This is a genomic window from Bradyrhizobium sp. USDA 4449, assembly GCF_054056275.1.
The window spans coordinates 5,534,295-5,551,590 of record NZ_JBSRYD010000001.1 but is presented as its reverse complement, the minus strand read 5'-3'; the positions used below and the strand labels follow the sequence as shown (position 1 = coordinate 5,551,590).

Sequence of the window (17,296 nt, the reverse complement as noted above, 5' to 3'; positions counted from 1 at the left end):
ATTCCATGTGTTCAGTTGCTGAGGATGACGCCGTGCTGGTGCCGCGACGGATGATCGGCGCCGACCAGCGCTTCGGGATCGGTTGCGATGACGGGTTCGGGCAGCGGCACCGGCTCGAGGCCAGCGAAGCGGCGATAGAGCGCGCCCATGACGGCGCCGCAGAATGCGGCCGGAACCGTCAGCACCGCGAGGAGCGGCGCCATGAACGCGAACAGCAGCGCGCAGACGAACGCCGCAGCGCCCCCGATCGCCGCATATTCCCACGCGCTACGGCGCCCCATTGCGCGGGCGACGTGGTGTAAGCAAAGCATGAAGATGGTTGCAGGAATGACCGAGATCACCAGCATCGCCAGGAAAGTCTGCGCCGGGATCACCGCCGCGAAAATGTGCGCGGTGCTCTTGTCCGCAAAGCCGTTCATCAACAGCGGCAACAAGGTGTAAGGCAGCAGCGTCGCGAGCACCGCCGGCATCAGCGCCGCGATCGCGATGCCCGCCACCGAGGTGCGCACGCGGACCGGCCCGTCGAAGACCAACGGCAGCGGCGTTTCTGCCGGCCTGGCCGCTGGAGACGAGCCGGCTGCGCGCGCAACCGGGCTGAGCCCGGCGAACTGACCATAGAGGAATCCGCCAATCATCCCCGCAATCGTCGGCAGCAAGCCGAACGTGACCACCGTGCCGTCGCCGGGCGCAGCGAGCTGGATGTGATTGCGGATCGCGATGCCGTAACTCGCTGCTGCCATGACACCGCCCATCAGCCCATACGCGAACCGGCTCGATTTCGTCCACTGCCGCAGCACGATGTGCCCGGCGAACAGGAAAGCCGCGTTGATGGCCATGCGGCCGCCATAGAACATCAGGATCACGTCCGGCGCCGGCACGCCTTCGGGATCGGTGACCTGGCCGCCCGCGATGGCGAAGACCATCAGAACGGCTTCGACGATGGCCAGCGGAATCAGCGCAGCGAACAGCGCGCGCGGCGAAGTCTTGACGAGATACATGCGAGCAGCCCCTTGCTCGCTGCACGCTACAGGCGAAGCGTTACGTCCCGGGCAACACAATGCCTAAAATTGTGCGCAAAATTACCAGCAGGCACCCCGCCACGCATGCTCACCCGCGCCAGCTGAGGCCCGGCCCGATCTGCGCGCTTTGTCGTGGTGGCAGCACCACGACGGTCGCGTTCAGCTTCACCCGATCGAACAGGTCGATCACGTCCTCGTTGCGCATTCGGATGCAACCGGACGAAATCGCCTGGCCGATATATTCAGGTTGGTTGGTGCCGTGGATGCGATAGAGCGTGTCCTTGTTGCCGACATAGAGATAGATGCCACGCGCGCCCAGCGGATTGGCGGGGCCACCGGCAACCCGCGCCGGATATGGTCCGAGCCGCGCCTGGATTTCCGGGGTTGGCACCCAGTCCGGCCACTCTGCCAAGCGGCCGACGCGCGCGACGCCCGAGAACGCCATCGCCTCCTCGCCGACCGCGACCCCGTAGCGGATCGCCTTGCCGTCGGGCAGAACGTAATAGAGATAGCGAGCATCGGTATCGACGAGGATCGTCCCGGGCAACTCCTTGCGCGGATAATCGACGATGTGACGGAGATATTGTTCGGGCACGTTCGCCTGGGCGTAAGGCGCATTCGCCAGCAATTGCCGGTCTCGCGGCGTCATGCTCGCGTCCGTCGACGGCGACAGCGTCGCCTGCATGCATCCACCGAGCGCAAGCATGGCAACAGCGGGAATAGCGATCGAGAATCTTGGCACCGCCGGCCCCCATAGCGGATAGCAACCCCCAGCAATTGCAGAGATGCTGCCCAAATCGTGCTGAAAACAAGGCGGTGCGGAACACGTACCCGTGTTCGGCACGGCTGGTTCCATCACCACATCTAACGGAAGACGGCCCCAGTGTCTCCATCGCCTCGCCTTGCTTTGGTCAAACGCGGCTGGACTCGTGGCGCCACGGGCTCGGGATGAGCTCACACAACAGATCGGCTCGCGCCAATGCGAACGACCAAGGGGTCAAAGGAGCTGCGATGCTCGCGACGTTGAACAGCCGCGAAATTGTCGATGAGATTGTGAAGGACACGATCAAGGACAACGATCCACACGATGCCGTGCAGATTTCGCCCGACATGGTGCTGGCCTCGCGCGCGAGCAGCGCTGGGCCGACGCTTGCACCTGAGTTCACGGCCCGTCATGAGCCCACGATAGACATGAAGATAGATCCGAAGTTCGCGTCGGAGCCCAGAATCAATCTTGAGCCGAAGATGACGCACGCGCCGGAGCCACAAGCGGCGGCGCCCTCGGTCGACACAGCCGTCCGCATGACGGCGTATGACGGTCACGGCCGAGCGAGGCGATCGGCCGGCGGCAAATGGTTGCGCGGTGCGTTGCTCACGGTCCTGTTTGCAGGCGGCAGCGCGGCCGCTGCCATCGCCTGGGAGAGGCATGGCGATACCGCGAAACAGCTGCTCGCCGAGTGGACACCGTCCCTTGCATCGCTGCTGCCAGCGAGGTCGCCGACAGCAACGGTCGCAGCCGCGGACCCCGCGCCGCCCGCCGCCCAGGATCGACCTGCCGATCGGTCTGCGCCGGCGCCCACAGCAGAGAGTGTCGCCGCCGCGCCCGCAGCTGCAGCAACCCAGCCCGACACCGCGCCATCAGTTGAAGCGATGACGCGCGACATCGCCGCGATGGCGCAGCAGATCGAGCAGCTCAAGGCCAACATCTCCGAACTAAAGGCCGGTCAGGAGCAGATGGCCCGCGAGATGGCGAAGGCGGCCCCAAAGCCGGTGGCCGAGGCGCGACCACCGGCCAATCCAGCCGCGCGCGTGCCTGGAATTCCGCCGCGGGCTGCGGCGCCACCGCTTCGCAAGCCGAAGCCGGTCGTGTCGCACACCTATATGCCCTCTTATGCGCCCGCGCCGGTGGCGCCTTCAGCGCCGCCGCCATCACAGGCCAATGCGACGCCGCCGCCGATCACGACGCAAGCGGTCGCCGATGATGACGGACCTGTCGTGCGTCCGCCCATGCCGGTGCACTAGAGCTGCACCGGGAGCCTCGCGTCACGATGAGAAAGCGCAAACTGTCCGACTCGATGCGATGATGTGAGTCCGTGCAACTACGGTGCTGGGTTTGCTTGCGCCAAGAGAAAAGGCCGTCGGGATCTATGCCGCCGGCCTTCTCTTGCAGCTGCCGGTTCCCGGAGCCCGGTTCTGCTGCAATTCCATGCCCTATGATCACGCCGATATATTTAATTAAATCTTAATGCATGCGAACAGTGCACATGATTTCTGCGCCATAAACGCAGAGATTACGCGGTATGTTCATCGGCTAGATGTCGACTCAGTGTTATGATCCAGCATGTTTCGAAGACTTCCATGGAAGGCTTCATTTGAGAATCTCGGTCGTCACACCGGAGAATTCGAATGCCTTACTATTCCTTCGATCTCGTGGTTGGTGAAGAGTTCAAGAACCAGGGCGGGATCATTCTCGAAGACATCGAGGTCGCCTCCGATCGCGCGGTGCAATTGGCCAGCGAGCTGTCACAGGTGAAGCCTGAGCTGCAGCGGACGGGTTGCGCGGTGCGGGTCACCGACCGCGATCACAACGAGGTCTATCGCACGCCACTCGATCCCGTTCCTTCCTGGCGGCGGTAGGACGCGCTTCGCGCATCGACGGCTCGAACAGTTCGTCCGCGACATCAGGCCCCGCAGCCATTGCAGAGCTACCCCTGGACGCTAGCCTCCCCAAAAAATGAGGAGGACCCGGGATGCGATACCCCTTGCTGATGGCAGGCCTGTTGCTGATCGCAGCTCCCGCCCAGGCGGCTGATGACCACACGCGCTCGAACTATGTGACGATGGTGTTGCAGGCCTTCGCCGCCAAGGTCGAATGTCCGAATACCGACGTCGCTTACGAGGATCTGGTGCAGAAGGCGCAACAGATGCAGCTCCCCGACGGCACCACCGAGCAGGTGCGCAAGGCGATTGCCTGGATGCACGGGGGCAAGATGGGCGAGAAGCAGCCCGACGACCTCATGGCCGAGGTGGCCGTGGCAACCCAGATGACCGATCTCGACCAGCGCCGGCTCGGCATGGGCAATTGGTGCGAGAAACAGAAGACCAGCCTCGCCGGCCTGATCCGCAGCAAGGGCGGCTAGGCACTTTTCCCGTCGTTAAGCACGCCGCGACGGAACTACCGTCCCGGCCCATAATCGTCACATTCCTGGCCAGCATGCGGGGCGTTTTCAAACGGGAGAACCCCATGCGGATCACTCATCTCGTCTTCGCCGGCGCGCTCACGGCGAGCGCCGTGGTGGCAGCGCCAGCGCTGGCGAAGAATGCCCAGAAGGGCGAGGACAAGACGGCCTCCTCGTCCTGCAGCGCCTACCAGCAGGCCGCCGACGGTTCCTGGGAGCAGCTCCCCTGCAAGGAGACCGGCGAGCGCACGCAGCCGCAGACGCAGCACAAGCCGGCTACGCCAGGCGCCGATCAGGGCGAGCGCTAAACCGGGTGGCGACCACGCCTAACTGTGGGCCGGTCCGCGCATGATCTTCATGGCGTCCGCGATGTGACGCCATTCCTTGGCTTCATCGGCGTCGCCGCGCCCTTCGCAGGCCTGCGCCTGTTCGGCAGCCTTTGCGATCGCGGCAAAACCATGTTGTTCCAGCATCTGCCGCGCGACAGTGTGAACCTGGAGCTCGGACATCATGGGCGCTCTCCCGTCTGGCGGAACCGCGGAGCCCCGGCCCGCGGATATCTCACAACGATTTCATGGCAGCTCCCGTTCCGCACCTCGCCGATCACATCGCCCCCCGGATTCTTGAACCGCCCAACACGATGAAGGCGGCCCGCCATGCCCGGCGGACCGCCTTTTCACCACCCCAAAAACTTCGGCCGTGGCCCCTACGCGACCGCCGCTTTCTTGCGCTCGAAATCGTTGGGCACCTCGATGTCCACCTCGAGCGTCGAGACCTCGTCGCCGCGCTCGAGCCGCACGATCACCTTGGTCGGATCCAGCGTCACGTGCCTGGACACGACGGCGAGAATTTCCTCACGCAGCACGCCGAGCAGATCGGGCTGGCCGCGCATGCCGCGTTCATGGGCCAACAGGATCTGCAACCGTTCGCGAGCAACGGGTGCGGACGCCTTGGTGCCGCGGAGAAGCCGGAGCAGACCCATGCTCATGCAGCCCTCCGTCGCAGCAGGCGATCCATGAAGCCCTTGCGCTCGGTCGGCACCTGCATCGGCACGGTGTCGCCGCACAGCCGCCGCGCCGCGTCGATATAGGCCCGCGCGGGCGCGCCATCCGCGTTCGAGAGCGTCACCGGCGTGCCGACATTGGAGGCCTTCAGCACGTCCTGGCTCTCGGGGATGATGCCGAGCAAGGGCGTTGCGAGGATCTCCAGGATGTCGTCGATGGTCAGCATCTCGCCGCGCGCGGCGCGCGAGGGATCGTAGCGGGTGATGAGAATGTGCTTTGCGACCCGCTCGCCCTTCTCGGCCCGCACGGTCTTGGAATCGAGCATGCCGATGATGCGGTCGGAGTCGCGCACCGAGGACACTTCCGGATTGGTGACGATCACGGCCTCGTCCGCAAAGCGCATGGCCATGGAGGCGCCGCGCTCGATCCCCGCCGGGCTGTCGCAGATCACCCAGTCGAACCTGCTGCGCAGGTCGGCGATGACCTTGCCGACGCCCTCTTCCGTCAGCGCGTCCTTGTCGCGGGTTTGCGAGGCCGGCAGCAGCCACAAATTCTCCAGCCGCTTGTCGCGGATCAGCGCCTGCGGCAGCTTGGCCACGCCCTGCACCACGTTGATGAGATCGAACACCACGCGGCGTTCGGCGCCCATCACGAGGTCGAGGTTGCGCAAGCCGACGTCGAAATCGACGACGACGACCTTGTCGCCGCGTTGCGCCAGCGCAGCGCCCAGCGCGGCAGTCGTCGTGGTCTTACCGACGCCGCCCTTTCCTGATGTTACGACCAGTACCTTGGCCATCTCAAATATCTCCTTCTGGTCAGTTCAGCGCAGTAATTCGCATGGTGCTGCCTTCGAGCCAGGCCTGCGCAGGCCGGCCACGCAGGGCATCGTCGATATCGTCGGCAGTCTGATAAAATCCATCGATTGCAAGCAGTTCGGCTTCGATCTTCTGACAAAAGATGCGCGCGCTCGCGTGACCGTTCACGCCTGCCATGGCGCGACCGCGGAGTGCGCCGTAGACGTGGATGGAGCCGCCGGCGACGACCTCGGCACCGGACCCGACCGAGCCGAGAATGGTGACGTCGCCTTCAGGGAAGATGATGGTCTGGCCGGAGCGCACCGGGCTGTCGAGCAGCAGCGAGGTCGGCTTGGTCTCGGCTTTCGCCTCCGACTTCTTCGGCGCGGTCTGCTCGACCACGCAACTGCGCCCGCCCGAGAGCAGTGGCGGCATCGACGGCGTCAGCCGCGCCTCCTCCACCCCCTCGATACCGAGAACGCGAATGTTGCGATCCCCGAGGCTGGTCAGCAGATGATTGATGCCGGACTGGCTGAGATCGACCGAGGACAGGTCGATGACCACGGGCCGGCCGGCGAAGAAGCCCGGCGAGCGCGCAATGGTGGCGTCGATCTCCTGGAGCCAGTCCTGGATCGGAACGGTCGGGACGAACACGAAGGCCACGTAGGAGCGCCCGCGGAGGCGCACCATCTGGCGTTGAGGTTTTGCTAGGGCCTCCATGGCGGCCGACTCGTTTCCCGTTATTGAATGGTTAACGATGCGACCGATATGGTTAATGGCCGGTTAATTTCTCCGCCGGGTTACGTGGTTCGGATCATCGCGCTCAGGCGCATCCTTAAGGGGCAGCGGCCTGCCGATTTTGCTTGCGTCGATCCCGGCTTCATCCGCATCGGCAGCCACTTCCAAAAGGCTGAGACGGCATTGCGGCGACCGGTCATCGAGAGTCGTTGGTGCCCCGCCTAGAGCAGCTTCGCGCTCACGAACAGCGCGCGTACCGCGTTGGTCGCCTGAACCGCAAGCATGGCATTGCTGGCAGCGCCTTCCAGCGCATGGACGGCATCGTCATGCAGCGAGCGGAATTCCATCCACTCGACCGACTTGAAGTTGGTAAGGAATTGATAGGCCTGGCCAACGGTCGCAATCGCCAGGGTGTCACCGTTCAGCTTGATCTTGAACGTCGTGCGCAGCGGGGTCTCGGAGCTTGTTGGATCACTCATGGGCTGCTTCTGGACGACAACGGCTTAACGAAGGGAAAACGGCAGCCCCGCCGCAGCAGGCTAGGGGTCAGGCATCAACTATCAGGAATCGGTGCTGGCGCGCTGCGAAGCGGTCGTTGATCGGCCCAGGCTCGGCACCACGACCAGACGATTGAACTCGCCATTGTCGTAAGCCTTGAGGAAACGATCATAGTCCTTGATCGAGACGCAGCCGTTGGAATCGCCGCGCGGCCCGAGCATGTAGGTGTGGGTGAGCAGGCCGACGCGACCGAGCGCGCTGGTACCGTCCGTCGGTGTCATCCGTAGCGCCCGAACGCCGTGGAATAGTTTTTCGCGCGGCTTCAGATCGTAGGTCGCAGGCGGAGTGGCGCCGACCATGCGCTGGTCGACATGATCGGGATCGTCCATCAGTGCGCCCATGCCCGAATGGGCCTCGATCGTCACGCCGCTCGGCAAGTAGAGCGCCTTGGCCTTGATGTCATAGACCGCCGTCCGCGAATCGTATCCGAGCGCGGCAAGATCCGGCGCCTTGCCGAACAGGCCGCTATCTGGCGTCAGCGACGCCAGCTTGATCTTGTCGGTGAATTTTTCGAAGAAGTTGCGGTTATCGACCCTGGGATTGGTGTCGGCATAGGCCTGGCTCGAGGCGATCTGGGCTGAGAAGTCGGCCTGCACGGGCCGCGAGCGTGGCATCGGGACTGCGTCGGCGCGTTGCGAAGGCCTGGCCGGTTCTTCGGTCGCAGGCTGCTGCTGCTGGTCGTTCTCGGTCAGTATCGAACGCCAGTCATCGCCCTGAAGCTTCTGGGCGAGCATCGCCTTGGCATCGCGCAGCTTGAGCTGGACCGCATTCAGGGCGGAGCGCTCCATCGTCCGCAGCCCGAGCTCGCGCGCGGGCGGGTTGGCGGACAGCGACGCGAAACGATCGTCGAATGACGGGGAAATGGCCGGCGGCAAGGCAGCTGTGACCAACGGGGTGGAATCGCCGATATCCGCGACCCACGCGGCGGCGCCGAGCGCCAGCGCGATGGCAGCCATCGACAGCAATATTGTCTCGGCTCGCCCAACACGGCGGCGCGACAACAGCCTCTCGGCGCTTGCGCGGTCGGAAACCATCAGATCCCCAAATCGACCCCCGGGGGGCCCAACCCCCGCCCGGAGACTCTATACCAGCTACCACATTGGGAGCCAAAAGTTAGGCATAATCGCGGCCGGCAAATCCTCCGGAGGTATCCAGTGACCGATCCTTTCGATCTTGAGCGCTTTGTCAGGGCACAAAACCCGATTTTTCGTGCCGTGCAGGGGGAGCTGGCCCAGGGCCGGAAGCAAAGCCACTGGATGTGGTTCATCTTCCCGCAGATCGCTGGCCTCGGGTTCAGCGCCATGTCCCAACGCTACGCTATCGGCTCGCGCGCGGAAGCCGAGTGCTATCTTGCCCACCCCCTGCTCGGCTCGCGTCTCGTCGACTGCACGCGCCTCGTTCTCGCGGTCGAGGGACGAACAATCAACGCAATTCTCGGCGCACCCGACGATGCCAAATTCCGTTCGTCGATGACGCTGTTCGGCGCGGTGTCCGACGAGCCCATTTTCGATGAGGCGCTCGCCAAATATTTCGCCGGCCAGCGCGACGATGCAACGCTCGGGATTCTCGATAGGCTCGAGCGAAATGCCTAGCTGCGTCCGCTATCCGGGGCGCAGCGTAAACCGGCGATTAATACGCCCCCCTTATTTCTTGGAGAATATCTTTCTCCACCTGCGCCCATTGCCGGACAGATCATGAAAATCGGTACGCTGCTGACCACCGCCATCGTCTCGCTCTCGACCGTTGGCGGCGGCCTCGCCGTCTATGTTGCCGTGACGAAATACCAGACGATGGAAAGGATCACCGAGGCGCAGGGCCGGCTCGCGATCGTCCGCGCCGTCAGCGACATCCCGCGCTATCTCAACCCCGAGCGCGGCTTCGCCACCAACATCCTCTACGGGCCGGCGACCATCGACCCCGCACTGCTTGCCGAGCACGACAAGCTGCGCAAGCAGACCGACGGCGCGCGCGACAGGATGAACGTGCTGCGCAAGGAGCTGCCCGGCCCGTTCGACGACGGCGCGGCCACCGGCAGCAAGATCGATGCGCTGAATGCGAGGTTCACCGCGCTGCGTGAGGCCGTGGACAAGGCGATCGCAGGACCGGCCGATGCCCGCAAGGACGCGGCCAGGAAGATCGTCGCCGATAACGCCGTGCTCAATAGCGGCGTCACTGCGCTGCTCGACGAGCAGGTCCGCCGCATGGCAATCCTGAACGGCGACGCCTACCGGCAGGCCAGCTACGCCAACCTCGCCATGACGCTTCGCGACATCGGCGGCCTCAACGCCAGCCTGCACAAGAATCTCGTCGGCTCGAAGAAGGTGGCGACCGAGGTCGAGAAGCTCGACATCGCGCGTTCACAGGGGCGCAACGACCAGCTCGTGATATCGCTGCAGGAGCTGCGCGGCAATCCGGCGACGCCCGCCAATGTCGCCTCCGCGCTCGAGACGATGAACTCGGACTATGTCGAGGCTTTCGGCCGCGAGCAGAAGCTCGTCAAGGAAGGTGCGGCGAACGGCAAATACGAACACGACGTCGGGACCTACTACGCGGCATCGCAAGTTGGTCTCGGCGCGATCATCGGCGTGCGCGACGCCTTCTACGACAATGCCGAGCAGATCCTCGCCGGCGCGTCTGCCGCCGCGCGCACCAGCTTCGCGATCGCGCTGGTCGGCCTGCTCGCCGTGCTGATCGCCAGCGCCGGCCTCATCGTCATGGTCCGCCGCCGCGTCTGCGCCCCGATCGTCGGCCTGACGACGCGGATGTCACGGCTAGCCGACGGCGACGTCACCGAAGAGATCCCCGGTGCCGAGCGCTCCGATGAGATCGGCGCGATGGCGGCAGCCGTGCGGGTCTTCAAGGACGGCATGATCCGTGCCGAGCGGCTCGCAGCCGAAAAGCACGCCGAGAACGACGGCAAGATGCGCCGCGCCCAGGCGCTCGACGAATTGACTCGCGCTTTCGAGGCCAAGGTTACCGAGCTGGTCGGCGGCCTGTCGCAGGCGTCCTCGACCATGGAGAGCACCGCGCAGTCGATGACCTCGACGGCGGCCCAGACCAACAGCCAGGCCGCGGTCGTGGCCGCCGCCTCCGAGCAGACCTCGACCAACGTGCAGACGGTCGCGAGCGCGACCGAAGAGCTGACCTCCTCGATCGCCGAGATCGGCCGGCAGGTCGCACAATCGACCGAGATCGCGGCCCGCGCCGTCGACAACGCCCGCCGCACCGGCGACACCGCGCGCGCCCTCGCCGACGGCGCGCAGAAGATCGGCGACGTCGTCACGCTGATCCAGAGCATTGCCGAGCAGACCAATCTGCTGGCGCTCAACGCCACCATCGAAGCCGCCCGTGCCGGCGACGCCGGCCGCGGCTTTGCCGTGGTCGCCTCCGAAGTGAAATCGCTGGCCGGCCAGACCGCCAAGGCCACCACCGAGATCTCCGAGCAGATTTCGGCGATCCAGGCCGCGAGCGACGAGACCGTGACTGCGATCCGCAACGTCGCCGACGTCATCGCCGAGATCGACCAGATCGGCAGCGCAATTGCCGCCGCGATCGAGGAACAGGGCTCGGCGACCAAGGAGATCGCGCGCAGCGTCCAGGAAGCCGCCCGCGGCACTCAGGAGGTTAATGCCAACATTTCAGGCGTGCAGCGCGCTGCCGACGACACCGGTGCAGCGGCGCAAGAAGTGTTGGGCGCCGCCGAGCAGCTCTCGACGCAGTCACGCGACCTCGCCGGCCAGTTCGACCGCTTCCTCGGTGAAGTCAGGGCTGCGTAACAAGAGCCGGCCGCATCTCAGGCGGCGGCCCTTGCCATCGTGCGTTTACGTCCGAGGGTGATGAAGGGCATTTCGACCAGCCGCCACATCAGCCAGGCCGCGGGCGTCGTGATCAACAGAGCTGCCAGGAACAGGGACGCAGCGCGGAAGAATGGCAGCTGGTCGGACGGCAGCAGACGGCCCACGATCCCAAGTCCGATGACGTGCAAAAGATAGAAGCTGTATGATATTTGCCCGTAGAACCGGGCGATGTCGACATCGAAGGGCCGCAGCACAACAAGCTTGCGGGGGCCGAAGGCCGCAAGACAAACCAGAACGGACGCGCACAGCGTTTCAAACGCGATCGTGACCGCGGTCTGCTTGCGAACCGCGACGATCACCATCACGACGAGCGCGGCGGTGGCGACGAGCGCTGCCCGAGACGAGTGCGATGCCCTGCTCAGCGTGACCGCGCCCGCTTGCAGGAGCAGGCCGACGACGAACGCATAAAGCGGGGCAAGATTGGTGAATCCGCCGAGCAGGTGGACATAGGGGCCCCAGGACGAGATTGCGACGAGAATGCCGACGAGGATCCACACCGGCGTCGCTCCATGCCGCCTCAGCACGGCGTGGGATACGACGATCAACGGAACCGCGACACACTCCACCGTGAGGGACCACATCACGCCGTTGATGTCGCTCTTGATGAGGAGCGCGTTGAGGATGACGTTGAGCGGCTCGAAAGAAGGCTGGAAGCCCGTATAGAAACCCAGACTTTGATAGGCCAATGTCAGCGACAGCACCGTTGCGATTGCAGCCGGCAGCAGCCTGAACAGCCGGTGACGCACGAAAGTGACCGGATCAGGATCGCGATCCAGCGATCGCGCGAGCAGGAAACCGCTCAGCACGAAGAAGACGACGACCGGCGCCATTCCGGTGGCGATCATATCCCAGGACTGCATGCAGGCGTGGAACCCGAGCACCGAGACAGCCGCATACCCACGCATGGCCTCAAGTCGCGGCAGAAACGCTGGATTCCGATCTGCTTCCATGACGGCGACGGTTAACCCAGCAGATCGATCACGGCAACAGCGCCGGGGAAAGCGACGCGCCTAATACGGCGGCGCCTTGCGCGCGCGTTGCGCTTTCGCCGCTTCGATCCACCAGGTGAGATCGTCGGCAAGGCGCGGGAACGAGCGCTCCAGCGCCTTGCCGCCCTCGCCAATCGGCTCGCTCTCGGCCGACAGCGTCTGCGCGATTGGCCCCACGCCGATGGTGCTCGAGACTACCACCATGCCCATCTCCGACAGGGTGCCGTGCCAGGCCGTCGAGGCGCGCGCGCCGGACAGGCGGCCGGCGGAATAGCTCACGATCGCAGCCGGTCGCCAGAACCACTCTTCGAGAAAATGGTCGGTGAGGTTCTTCAGGCCGGGCTGGATGCCCCAATTATATTCGCCGGTGACGAAGACGAAGCCGTCGGCGCCGCGGAGCTGGCCGGCCAGCTTCTCCAGCGCCTCGGGCGCCGCCCCCTTGGGGTATTCCTTGTACATGCGGTCGAGCATCGGCAGGCCGATCGCCTTGGCGTCGATGAACTCGACCTCCTCGCCACGCTGGCGCAGGCGATCGATGACGAAATTCGCAAGGCGGATGCCCATGCGGTCGGAACGGTAGGACCCGTAGAGGACGAGAATGCGATTGCTCATGGCGGCAGGCTAGCACAAACGGCGGAGCGGGCCTCCACCGATTTGCCGCGCTATCGTTTTCGCTCGAATTCAAGCGTCTGCGACGGCGGCTCGCCGCACTGGCGGCGGTAACTTCGCGAGAAAATCGGACAGTTCCGCCCGTCATTGGGCCACTGCGTCCAGCGCACCGGAACGATGTCGGCGATCGCCGCGTCCACCGCGCCGATCGCGGATTCCCCCATGGCCGTCGGCTTCAGCGACACTTCCCCGGGGGGCACCTCCTCGATGGTGTTGGAGGCCGCACCGCTACCGGGAATGACGTGACGCAGCGATCTCGCTGCGCACCGTTCAAGCGAATTGGCACGTCGAGATCGTCCATCGCGAATCCGATCAGCTGCAATCAGCGACGCCAAGCGACCCGCATCCGGCACAAACACCGCACTGGTTCTCCTTCGAACACCTGCCAGGACCGAAAGAATCGTCCTCGCCCGCTCATCAGTTGGCGAGTGCTCGATCGAACGACCAAGCGAACGCTGGTGCCCTGCCGAATTTCGATATCGTTTCAGTGAGGCTGACGGTGCGACGATACCCCGGCAGCGCGATGTCGAAATTCCAAATTAACGTCTGTAGGGCGCAATGACGGGTATTGGATCGTCAAATTTTATTTCATTTCAGGCCCTGCCATGTTGGCAAATTCGCCTGCCGGTATTCTTGTCGAATTGGAAGACGCGGTCGCAGCGTGCCCGCCGGAGCGATGCGCGCGCATTCTCGCTGGCATCATCAACCTGCTCACCGCGAACCCGAACCGACCGCAGGAATTGCTCGCGGCCGTGGCCGACGGCGTCTTGCTGCGCCTGATCGAGCGGGTCGCGACCGACGCGCTGGTCCAGCTCAGCGCGGCGCTTGCCGCGCTTGCAGTGGCCCCACCCGAAACGTTGCGGCGTCTTGCCATGCACGACAACCCGGACGTGGCGTGTCCCGTCCTGCTCAAATCGCGGGCACTCGCCGCGACCGATCTGGCGGCGATTGCGGCCTCCTGCGGCGAGCGGCAGCAGAGCGCGATCGCAGCCCGCGACTGTATCGAGCCTGACGTGACCGAGGCGCTGATCAAGCGCGGCGCCCCGATCTGCCTTGCGCTGATCAAGAACCCCGGAACAAAATTCTCCGATGCGGCCTATGCCGCACTGATCGCCGGGTCCGATCGTGGCGGCGAGATTGCGAAAGCGCTGGTGCTCCGACCCGGCACACCCGACCTGGTCGTGCGCAGGCTACTCGGCGCCCCGCCAGGCAAGACGGCGCCGGCCAGGCCCACCGCATCCTCCGTTCGCTCAGCGCAGGACGCCGCGCCTGCGCTTCAGAAGCTGCCCGGCTCGGAGGAGTATGCGTGCGCACGACCCGAGATCGTCGCGCTCAACCGCGTCGGCAAGCTCAACGATTCTACGGTCAACCGTTTCGCAATCCGCGGCGAGACCGCCAATCTGCTCACCGCCTTGTCGGTGCTCTCAGGGGCTCCGATCGAGATCGTTGAGCAGGTCATGATTGACGAGGATTGCGAGGGATTGGTGATGGCCTGCCGCGCCTCGCGCCTGAACTGGGCGACCACGCTTGCGATCCTGAGCAACCGCAGCGGCGCGCGGCTCTCCTTCGCCCAGCGCGAACGCGCGCAGCACATCTTCGAAACGCTTCTGTTGTCGACCAGCCAGTGGACGGTGCGCTGGGGAGAGATCACAACCAACGCCGGCAAAAGCGATCCGGGGCATCGCGGCGCGAGAACGGGGAATAGCCGATGAAATTAAATGGCCGCAAGGATGCTCGCGTGAAAATGGACCACCGCCATCCCGTCAATTTGATGGGTTCGGACGGCACCTGGCGACGCAGCTGCATCCTGCTCGACGTGTCGCAAACGGGCGCCAAGATCGAGGTCGAGGGTACACTCGACGTGCTGCAAGCCAAGGAATTTTTCATGGTGCTGTCGTCGACCGGGCTCGCCTACCGGCGCTGCGAACTGGTCTGGATCGACGGCACCGTGGCCGGCGTGCACTTCATCAACGGGGACCGCAGAAAGAAATCGGCGAACGCAGCCGCCGCGCAGAGCAAATAGGCAATTCGGTTGAAGGCATCGTCGAGCCAGCTCATCTCCAATAAGCTGTCGCAAGTGCCGTCCGCCGGCCGTCGAGAGCATCCACGAGGTCGTGCGTATCCTCACGATCCCGGATATTTCGCCGCGCGGATCGAGCACCGGAATTACAAGCCGATGATGCCGCGCGCGGACGCGTGTCAGGTTCTCTGCGGGGTGACCGGGAGGCTGGAGAAGCCGCAGGTGTTCAAAGTGGTCGCACTCTCGCGATGAACGCGGGCCAGGCCGGCGGACGGAATGATCGCGGGAGCCGCTTAGTGCGTAGCCCGGTATTTGATGCGGCGCGGAATCGAGCGGCAGGCCAGTCCTTCGGCAAGCAGCTTCATATCCTCGCGCCGGCCACTGCGGACCAGCCTGCTGAACTCTTCAGGAGTAAAAGGAAGACTGGGATCATCATCGATCGGGCCCCGCACAGGCGGGCCGAAGAACCATCGAACCAGGCTAGCTAGCCGCCGCATGTCAATTCCCTCGCGCCAGCAACAAACCTTTCAGTCCCTGTATTGTTCCTCCTGCACGCTGGAGATTGCAAGAGGCCGCAACGAGTCCGCACGAAAAATTTCGTGAGGGAATATCTCCTCCGGCCTCTCCGCTTCAGTCGGCGAAGCCGACATATCGCACGAACTCGTCGTTGTTCTCGCGATCCGAACGAACGGCGTTCGCGGCAAAGTTGTCGTCGGGATAACCCATCGCGACGCAAGTCATGATGACCTCGTCTTCGGGAATCCCTGCGACCTCGCGCACGATGTCCGAGCGCATGATGCCCTGCCCGTTGATCACCGAGCCAAGACCGCGGTCCCAGGCCGCCAGCACGATGCCATAGCAGAGTGCGCCGAGATCGAAATGGCAGACCGCGCCGGGATCGAGCACGCGATCATAGGTCAGCACCAGCGAGACCGGCGCGTCGAACTGGCGAAAGCCGCGCAGCACCCAGTCCTGCCGCATCGGCTTGTCGTCGCGCGCGATTCCCATCGCGCCGAACAATTTCTTGGCGATGTCGACCTGGCGCGTTCGGTGAACACCCTGGTACTCGCCGTGGCTGACGATGTCGCGCTTGACCTTGGCGCCTCCAACCATCTCTTCCATGTTGCGGCGGCGCACCTGTTCGAGCGGCACGCCGGTGAGCACATGGACGTGCCATGGCTGGGTGTTCATCGACGATGGTGCGCGCTTGGCACTCTCGATGATGGCCTCGACCACGGCGCGCGGCACCGGCTCGTTCCTGAAACCGCGCACGCTGCGGCGCGACTGGACCAGCGTTTCGAATTCCACCTTGAAACCTCCCTGCCTTCTTCCGGCGCGCAGCGGGGCGACCGGTTGCCGATGCGGCGCGCGAAATCTATGCTACCGGCCAAGCAAGACCAAGAACCTCGTGAGGACCCGACAATGGCAATCCCGCTCGATCCCGTCATCGCAGAGATCATTCCGACGTTGCCGCTGCGCGATCCCGCGACGATGACGCCCCAGAGCGCTCGCGATTCCTTGCGCGCACTCGCTGCCTCGCGTGCCGGCGCGCCGCCCCCGCCCGTCGATGTCGTGCAGGATATCACGGTGAAGGGCGGCGCCGGTCCGGTCAATGCGCGCCTCTACCGCGTTGGCAATGCGCCCGCTCCCACCGTGGTGTTCTTCCACGGCGGCGGCTGGGTCGCTGGCGACCTCGAGACCCATGACCGGCAGGCGCGCAATCTGGCGATCGAGACCGGCGCGGTCGTGGTATCGGTCGACTATCGCCGCCCGCCGGAGACGCGCTTTCCCGGCGCCTTCGAGGACGCCTTCGCAGCGGCGAGCGACGTGTTCGACCGCGTCGCGGAATTCGGCGGCGACGCACGGCGTCTCGGCGTTGCCGGTGACAGTGCCGGCGGCAACCTCGCCGCTGCGACCGCGATCGCTTGCCGCGACGCGGGCATCGAACTCGCAGCGCAACTGCTGGTCTATCCCGTGACCGATGTCGTCGGCTTCTATGCGGATGCACGCGAGAACGCCGGCTTTCCGTCACGCGCGGAAAATGCCGAGGGCTACTTCCTCTCCCGCGCGGTCATGGAATGGTTTGCCCGCCACTATCTCGCTGAGCCAAGTCACGCCGGCGATTGGCGAGTCTCGCCACTGCGGGCTGCCACGCTGGCAGGCCTCGCACCTGCCGTCGTGACCACGGCCTGGTTCGACCCGCTGCGTGACGAAGGCGCGGCCTATGCAAAGGCGCTGGAAGCTGCCGGCGTGCCGGTCAAGCATCATGAGGGCGCCGGGCTGATCCACGGCTATTTCGGGCTCGGCAACGCTTCCGACGTCGCTCGTGACGAAGCGCAACGCGCGCGCGCTGATTTCGGGACGTTGCTGGCGCGCGGGACCTGATCGCATTGCTGAAAAAAGCAGCGGCACCCGGGTGCGCCTGCTTGATTGCGCCACGATTCCGGGCTCCAATCGGCGCTGCCAATT

Annotated in this window: 21 protein-coding genes; 9 read left to right on the top strand and 12 right to left on the bottom strand. The window is 64.7% G+C overall.

Features of this window, described 5'->3' with window-relative positions:
- Window positions 1-11 precede the first annotated feature (11 nt).
- On the bottom strand, window positions 12-998 hold the full coding sequence (locus tag ACVIIW_RS25915; protein WP_456703330.1) for a hypothetical protein: 987 nt from the start codon (window positions 996-998) through the stop codon (window positions 12-14).
- A gap of 109 nt (window positions 999-1,107) precedes the next feature.
- Complete coding sequence (locus ACVIIW_RS25910; protein WP_456705269.1) at window positions 1,108-1,725, bottom strand: L,D-transpeptidase; 618 nt, start codon at window positions 1,723-1,725, stop codon at window positions 1,108-1,110.
- Between the two features lie 305 nt (window positions 1,726-2,030).
- Here ACVIIW_RS25910 and ACVIIW_RS25905 point away from each other — a divergent pair, with 305 nt between their 5' ends.
- The 4 genes from ACVIIW_RS25905 to ACVIIW_RS25890 all read left to right on the top strand — a co-directional run bounded on the left by ACVIIW_RS25905 (window position 2,031) and on the right by ACVIIW_RS25890 (window position 4,506).
- On the top strand, window positions 2,031-3,041 hold the full coding sequence (locus ACVIIW_RS25905; protein ID WP_456703329.1) for a hypothetical protein: 1,011 nt from the start codon (window positions 2,031-2,033) through the stop codon (window positions 3,039-3,041).
- Between the two features lie 384 nt (window positions 3,042-3,425).
- Window positions 3,426-3,656 (top strand): DUF6894 family protein, encoded by a 231-nt coding sequence (locus tag ACVIIW_RS25900; RefSeq protein ID WP_456703328.1) that lies wholly within the window; start codon window positions 3,426-3,428, stop codon window positions 3,654-3,656.
- A 113-nt stretch (window positions 3,657-3,769) separates the two neighbouring features.
- Window positions 3,770-4,159: a hypothetical protein gene (locus tag ACVIIW_RS25895; RefSeq protein WP_456703327.1), complete on the top strand. Its 390-nt coding sequence runs from the start codon at window positions 3,770-3,772 to the stop codon at window positions 4,157-4,159.
- Between the two features lie 104 nt (window positions 4,160-4,263).
- Entirely contained in the window at window positions 4,264-4,506 is a 243-nt protein-coding gene (locus ACVIIW_RS25890) for a hypothetical protein (RefSeq protein ID WP_456703326.1), read from the top strand.
- An 18-nt stretch (window positions 4,507-4,524) separates the two neighbouring features.
- Here ACVIIW_RS25890 and ACVIIW_RS25885 read toward each other — a convergent pair whose 3' ends face one another.
- The 6 genes from ACVIIW_RS25885 to ACVIIW_RS25860 form a co-directional block, all read right to left on the bottom strand.
- Entirely contained in the window at window positions 4,525-4,710 is a 186-nt protein-coding gene (locus ACVIIW_RS25885) for a hypothetical protein (protein ID WP_456703325.1), read from the bottom strand.
- 194 nt (window positions 4,711-4,904) lie between these two features.
- Window positions 4,905-5,186 carry a cell division topological specificity factor MinE gene (gene minE / locus ACVIIW_RS25880; protein ID WP_456703324.1) on the bottom strand — a complete coding sequence of 94 codons (282 nt, stop codon included), beginning with the start codon at window positions 5,184-5,186 and terminating at the stop codon, window positions 4,905-4,907.
- Complete coding sequence (gene minD / locus ACVIIW_RS25875) at window positions 5,183-5,998, bottom strand: septum site-determining protein MinD (protein ID WP_092229016.1); 816 nt, start codon at window positions 5,996-5,998, stop codon at window positions 5,183-5,185. The genes minE and minD overlap by 4 nt, the downstream gene beginning before the upstream one ends.
- 19 nt (window positions 5,999-6,017) lie before the next feature.
- Window positions 6,018-6,716, bottom strand: a complete 699-nt coding sequence (gene minC, locus ACVIIW_RS25870) for a septum site-determining protein MinC (protein ID WP_456703323.1) — start codon at window positions 6,714-6,716, stop codon at window positions 6,018-6,020.
- A gap of 239 nt (window positions 6,717-6,955) precedes the next feature.
- Window positions 6,956-7,213 (bottom strand): hypothetical protein, encoded by a 258-nt coding sequence (locus ACVIIW_RS25865; RefSeq protein ID WP_456703322.1) that lies wholly within the window; start codon window positions 7,211-7,213, stop codon window positions 6,956-6,958.
- 81 nt (window positions 7,214-7,294) lie between these two features.
- The gene (locus ACVIIW_RS25860) at window positions 7,295-8,257 is read right to left on the bottom strand and encodes a DUF2778 domain-containing protein (RefSeq protein ID WP_456705268.1); all 963 of its coding nucleotides are present in this window, start codon (window positions 8,255-8,257) and stop codon (window positions 7,295-7,297) included.
- A 189-nt stretch (window positions 8,258-8,446) separates the two neighbouring features.
- Here ACVIIW_RS25860 and ACVIIW_RS25855 point away from each other — a divergent pair, with 189 nt between their 5' ends.
- Together ACVIIW_RS25855 and ACVIIW_RS25850 are read left to right on the top strand one after the other, a co-directional pair.
- Complete coding sequence (locus tag ACVIIW_RS25855) at window positions 8,447-8,884, top strand: DUF1810 domain-containing protein (RefSeq protein WP_456703321.1); 438 nt, start codon at window positions 8,447-8,449, stop codon at window positions 8,882-8,884.
- Between the two features lie 102 nt (window positions 8,885-8,986).
- On the top strand, window positions 8,987-11,068 hold the full coding sequence (locus ACVIIW_RS25850; protein WP_456703320.1) for a methyl-accepting chemotaxis protein: 2,082 nt from the start codon (window positions 8,987-8,989) through the stop codon (window positions 11,066-11,068).
- Between the two features lie 17 nt (window positions 11,069-11,085).
- Here ACVIIW_RS25850 and ACVIIW_RS25845 read toward each other — a convergent pair whose 3' ends face one another.
- The 3 genes from ACVIIW_RS25845 to ACVIIW_RS25835 form a co-directional block, all read right to left on the bottom strand.
- The gene (locus ACVIIW_RS25845) at window positions 11,086-12,054 is read right to left on the bottom strand and encodes an acyltransferase family protein (RefSeq protein ID WP_456703319.1); all 969 of its coding nucleotides are present in this window, start codon (window positions 12,052-12,054) and stop codon (window positions 11,086-11,088) included.
- A gap of 105 nt (window positions 12,055-12,159) precedes the next feature.
- A complete protein-coding gene (locus ACVIIW_RS25840) occupies window positions 12,160-12,750 on the bottom strand; it encodes an NADPH-dependent FMN reductase (protein WP_456703318.1) in 591 nt (196 codons plus the stop codon).
- A 50-nt stretch (window positions 12,751-12,800) separates the two neighbouring features.
- Entirely contained in the window at window positions 12,801-13,142 is a 342-nt protein-coding gene (locus tag ACVIIW_RS25835; protein ID WP_456703317.1) for a hypothetical protein, read from the bottom strand.
- Window positions 13,143-13,412: 270 nt separating this feature from the next.
- Here ACVIIW_RS25835 and ACVIIW_RS25830 point away from each other — a divergent pair, with 270 nt between their 5' ends.
- Window positions 13,413-14,519 carry a DUF2336 domain-containing protein gene (locus ACVIIW_RS25830; RefSeq protein ID WP_456703316.1) on the top strand — a complete coding sequence of 369 codons (1,107 nt, stop codon included), beginning with the start codon at window positions 13,413-13,415 and terminating at the stop codon, window positions 14,517-14,519.
- A complete protein-coding gene (locus tag ACVIIW_RS25825) occupies window positions 14,516-14,830 on the top strand; it encodes a PilZ domain-containing protein (protein WP_456703315.1) in 315 nt (104 codons plus the stop codon). The genes ACVIIW_RS25830 and ACVIIW_RS25825 overlap by 4 nt, the downstream gene beginning before the upstream one ends.
- Before the next feature lie 627 nt (window positions 14,831-15,457).
- On the opposite strand, the gene ACVIIW_RS25820 is transcribed toward ACVIIW_RS25825, so the two are convergent.
- Window positions 15,458-16,135 (bottom strand): nitroreductase, encoded by a 678-nt coding sequence (locus ACVIIW_RS25820; RefSeq protein ID WP_456703314.1) that lies wholly within the window; start codon window positions 16,133-16,135, stop codon window positions 15,458-15,460.
- A gap of 114 nt (window positions 16,136-16,249) precedes the next feature.
- On the opposite strand from ACVIIW_RS25820, the gene ACVIIW_RS25815 reads away from it, so the two are divergent.
- Complete coding sequence (locus tag ACVIIW_RS25815; protein ID WP_456703313.1) at window positions 16,250-17,212, top strand: alpha/beta hydrolase; 963 nt, start codon at window positions 16,250-16,252, stop codon at window positions 17,210-17,212.
- Window positions 17,213-17,296 lie beyond the last annotated feature (84 nt).

Coding starts and splice junctions, on each gene's coding strand:
- ACVIIW_RS25895 (WP_456703327.1), top strand. CDS start 3,770: ATGCGATACCCCTTGCTGATGGCAGGCCTGTTGCTGATCGCAGCTCCC.
- ACVIIW_RS25830 (WP_456703316.1), top strand. CDS start 13,413: ATGTTGGCAAATTCGCCTGCCGGTATTCTTGTCGAATTGGAAGACGCG.
- ACVIIW_RS25865 (WP_456703322.1), bottom strand. CDS start 7,213: ATGAGTGATCCAACAAGCTCCGAGACCCCGCTGCGCACGACGTTCAAG.
- ACVIIW_RS25840 (WP_456703318.1), bottom strand. CDS start 12,750: ATGAGCAATCGCATTCTCGTCCTCTACGGGTCCTACCGTTCCGACCGC.
- ACVIIW_RS25885 (WP_456703325.1), bottom strand. CDS start 4,710: ATGATGTCCGAGCTCCAGGTTCACACTGTCGCGCGGCAGATGCTGGAA.
- minC (WP_456703323.1), bottom strand. CDS start 6,716: ATGGAGGCCCTAGCAAAACCTCAACGCCAGATGGTGCGCCTCCGCGGG.
- ACVIIW_RS25905 (WP_456703329.1), top strand. CDS start 2,031: ATGCTCGCGACGTTGAACAGCCGCGAAATTGTCGATGAGATTGTGAAG.
- ACVIIW_RS25825 (WP_456703315.1), top strand. CDS start 14,516: ATGAAATTAAATGGCCGCAAGGATGCTCGCGTGAAAATGGACCACCGC.
- ACVIIW_RS25900 (WP_456703328.1), top strand. CDS start 3,426: ATGCCTTACTATTCCTTCGATCTCGTGGTTGGTGAAGAGTTCAAGAAC.
- ACVIIW_RS25850 (WP_456703320.1), top strand. CDS start 8,987: ATGAAAATCGGTACGCTGCTGACCACCGCCATCGTCTCGCTCTCGACC.
- ACVIIW_RS25845 (WP_456703319.1), bottom strand. CDS start 12,054: ATGCGTGGGTATGCGGCTGTCTCGGTGCTCGGGTTCCACGCCTGCATG.
- minD (WP_092229016.1), bottom strand. CDS start 5,998: ATGGCCAAGGTACTGGTCGTAACATCAGGAAAGGGCGGCGTCGGTAAG.
- ACVIIW_RS25915 (WP_456703330.1), bottom strand. CDS start 998: ATGTATCTCGTCAAGACTTCGCCGCGCGCGCTGTTCGCTGCGCTGATT.
- ACVIIW_RS25890 (WP_456703326.1), top strand. CDS start 4,264: ATGCGGATCACTCATCTCGTCTTCGCCGGCGCGCTCACGGCGAGCGCC.
- ACVIIW_RS25910 (WP_456705269.1), bottom strand. CDS start 1,725: ATGCTTGCGCTCGGTGGATGCATGCAGGCGACGCTGTCGCCGTCGACG.
- ACVIIW_RS25815 (WP_456703313.1), top strand. CDS start 16,250: ATGGCAATCCCGCTCGATCCCGTCATCGCAGAGATCATTCCGACGTTG.
- minE (WP_456703324.1), bottom strand. CDS start 5,186: ATGAGCATGGGTCTGCTCCGGCTTCTCCGCGGCACCAAGGCGTCCGCA.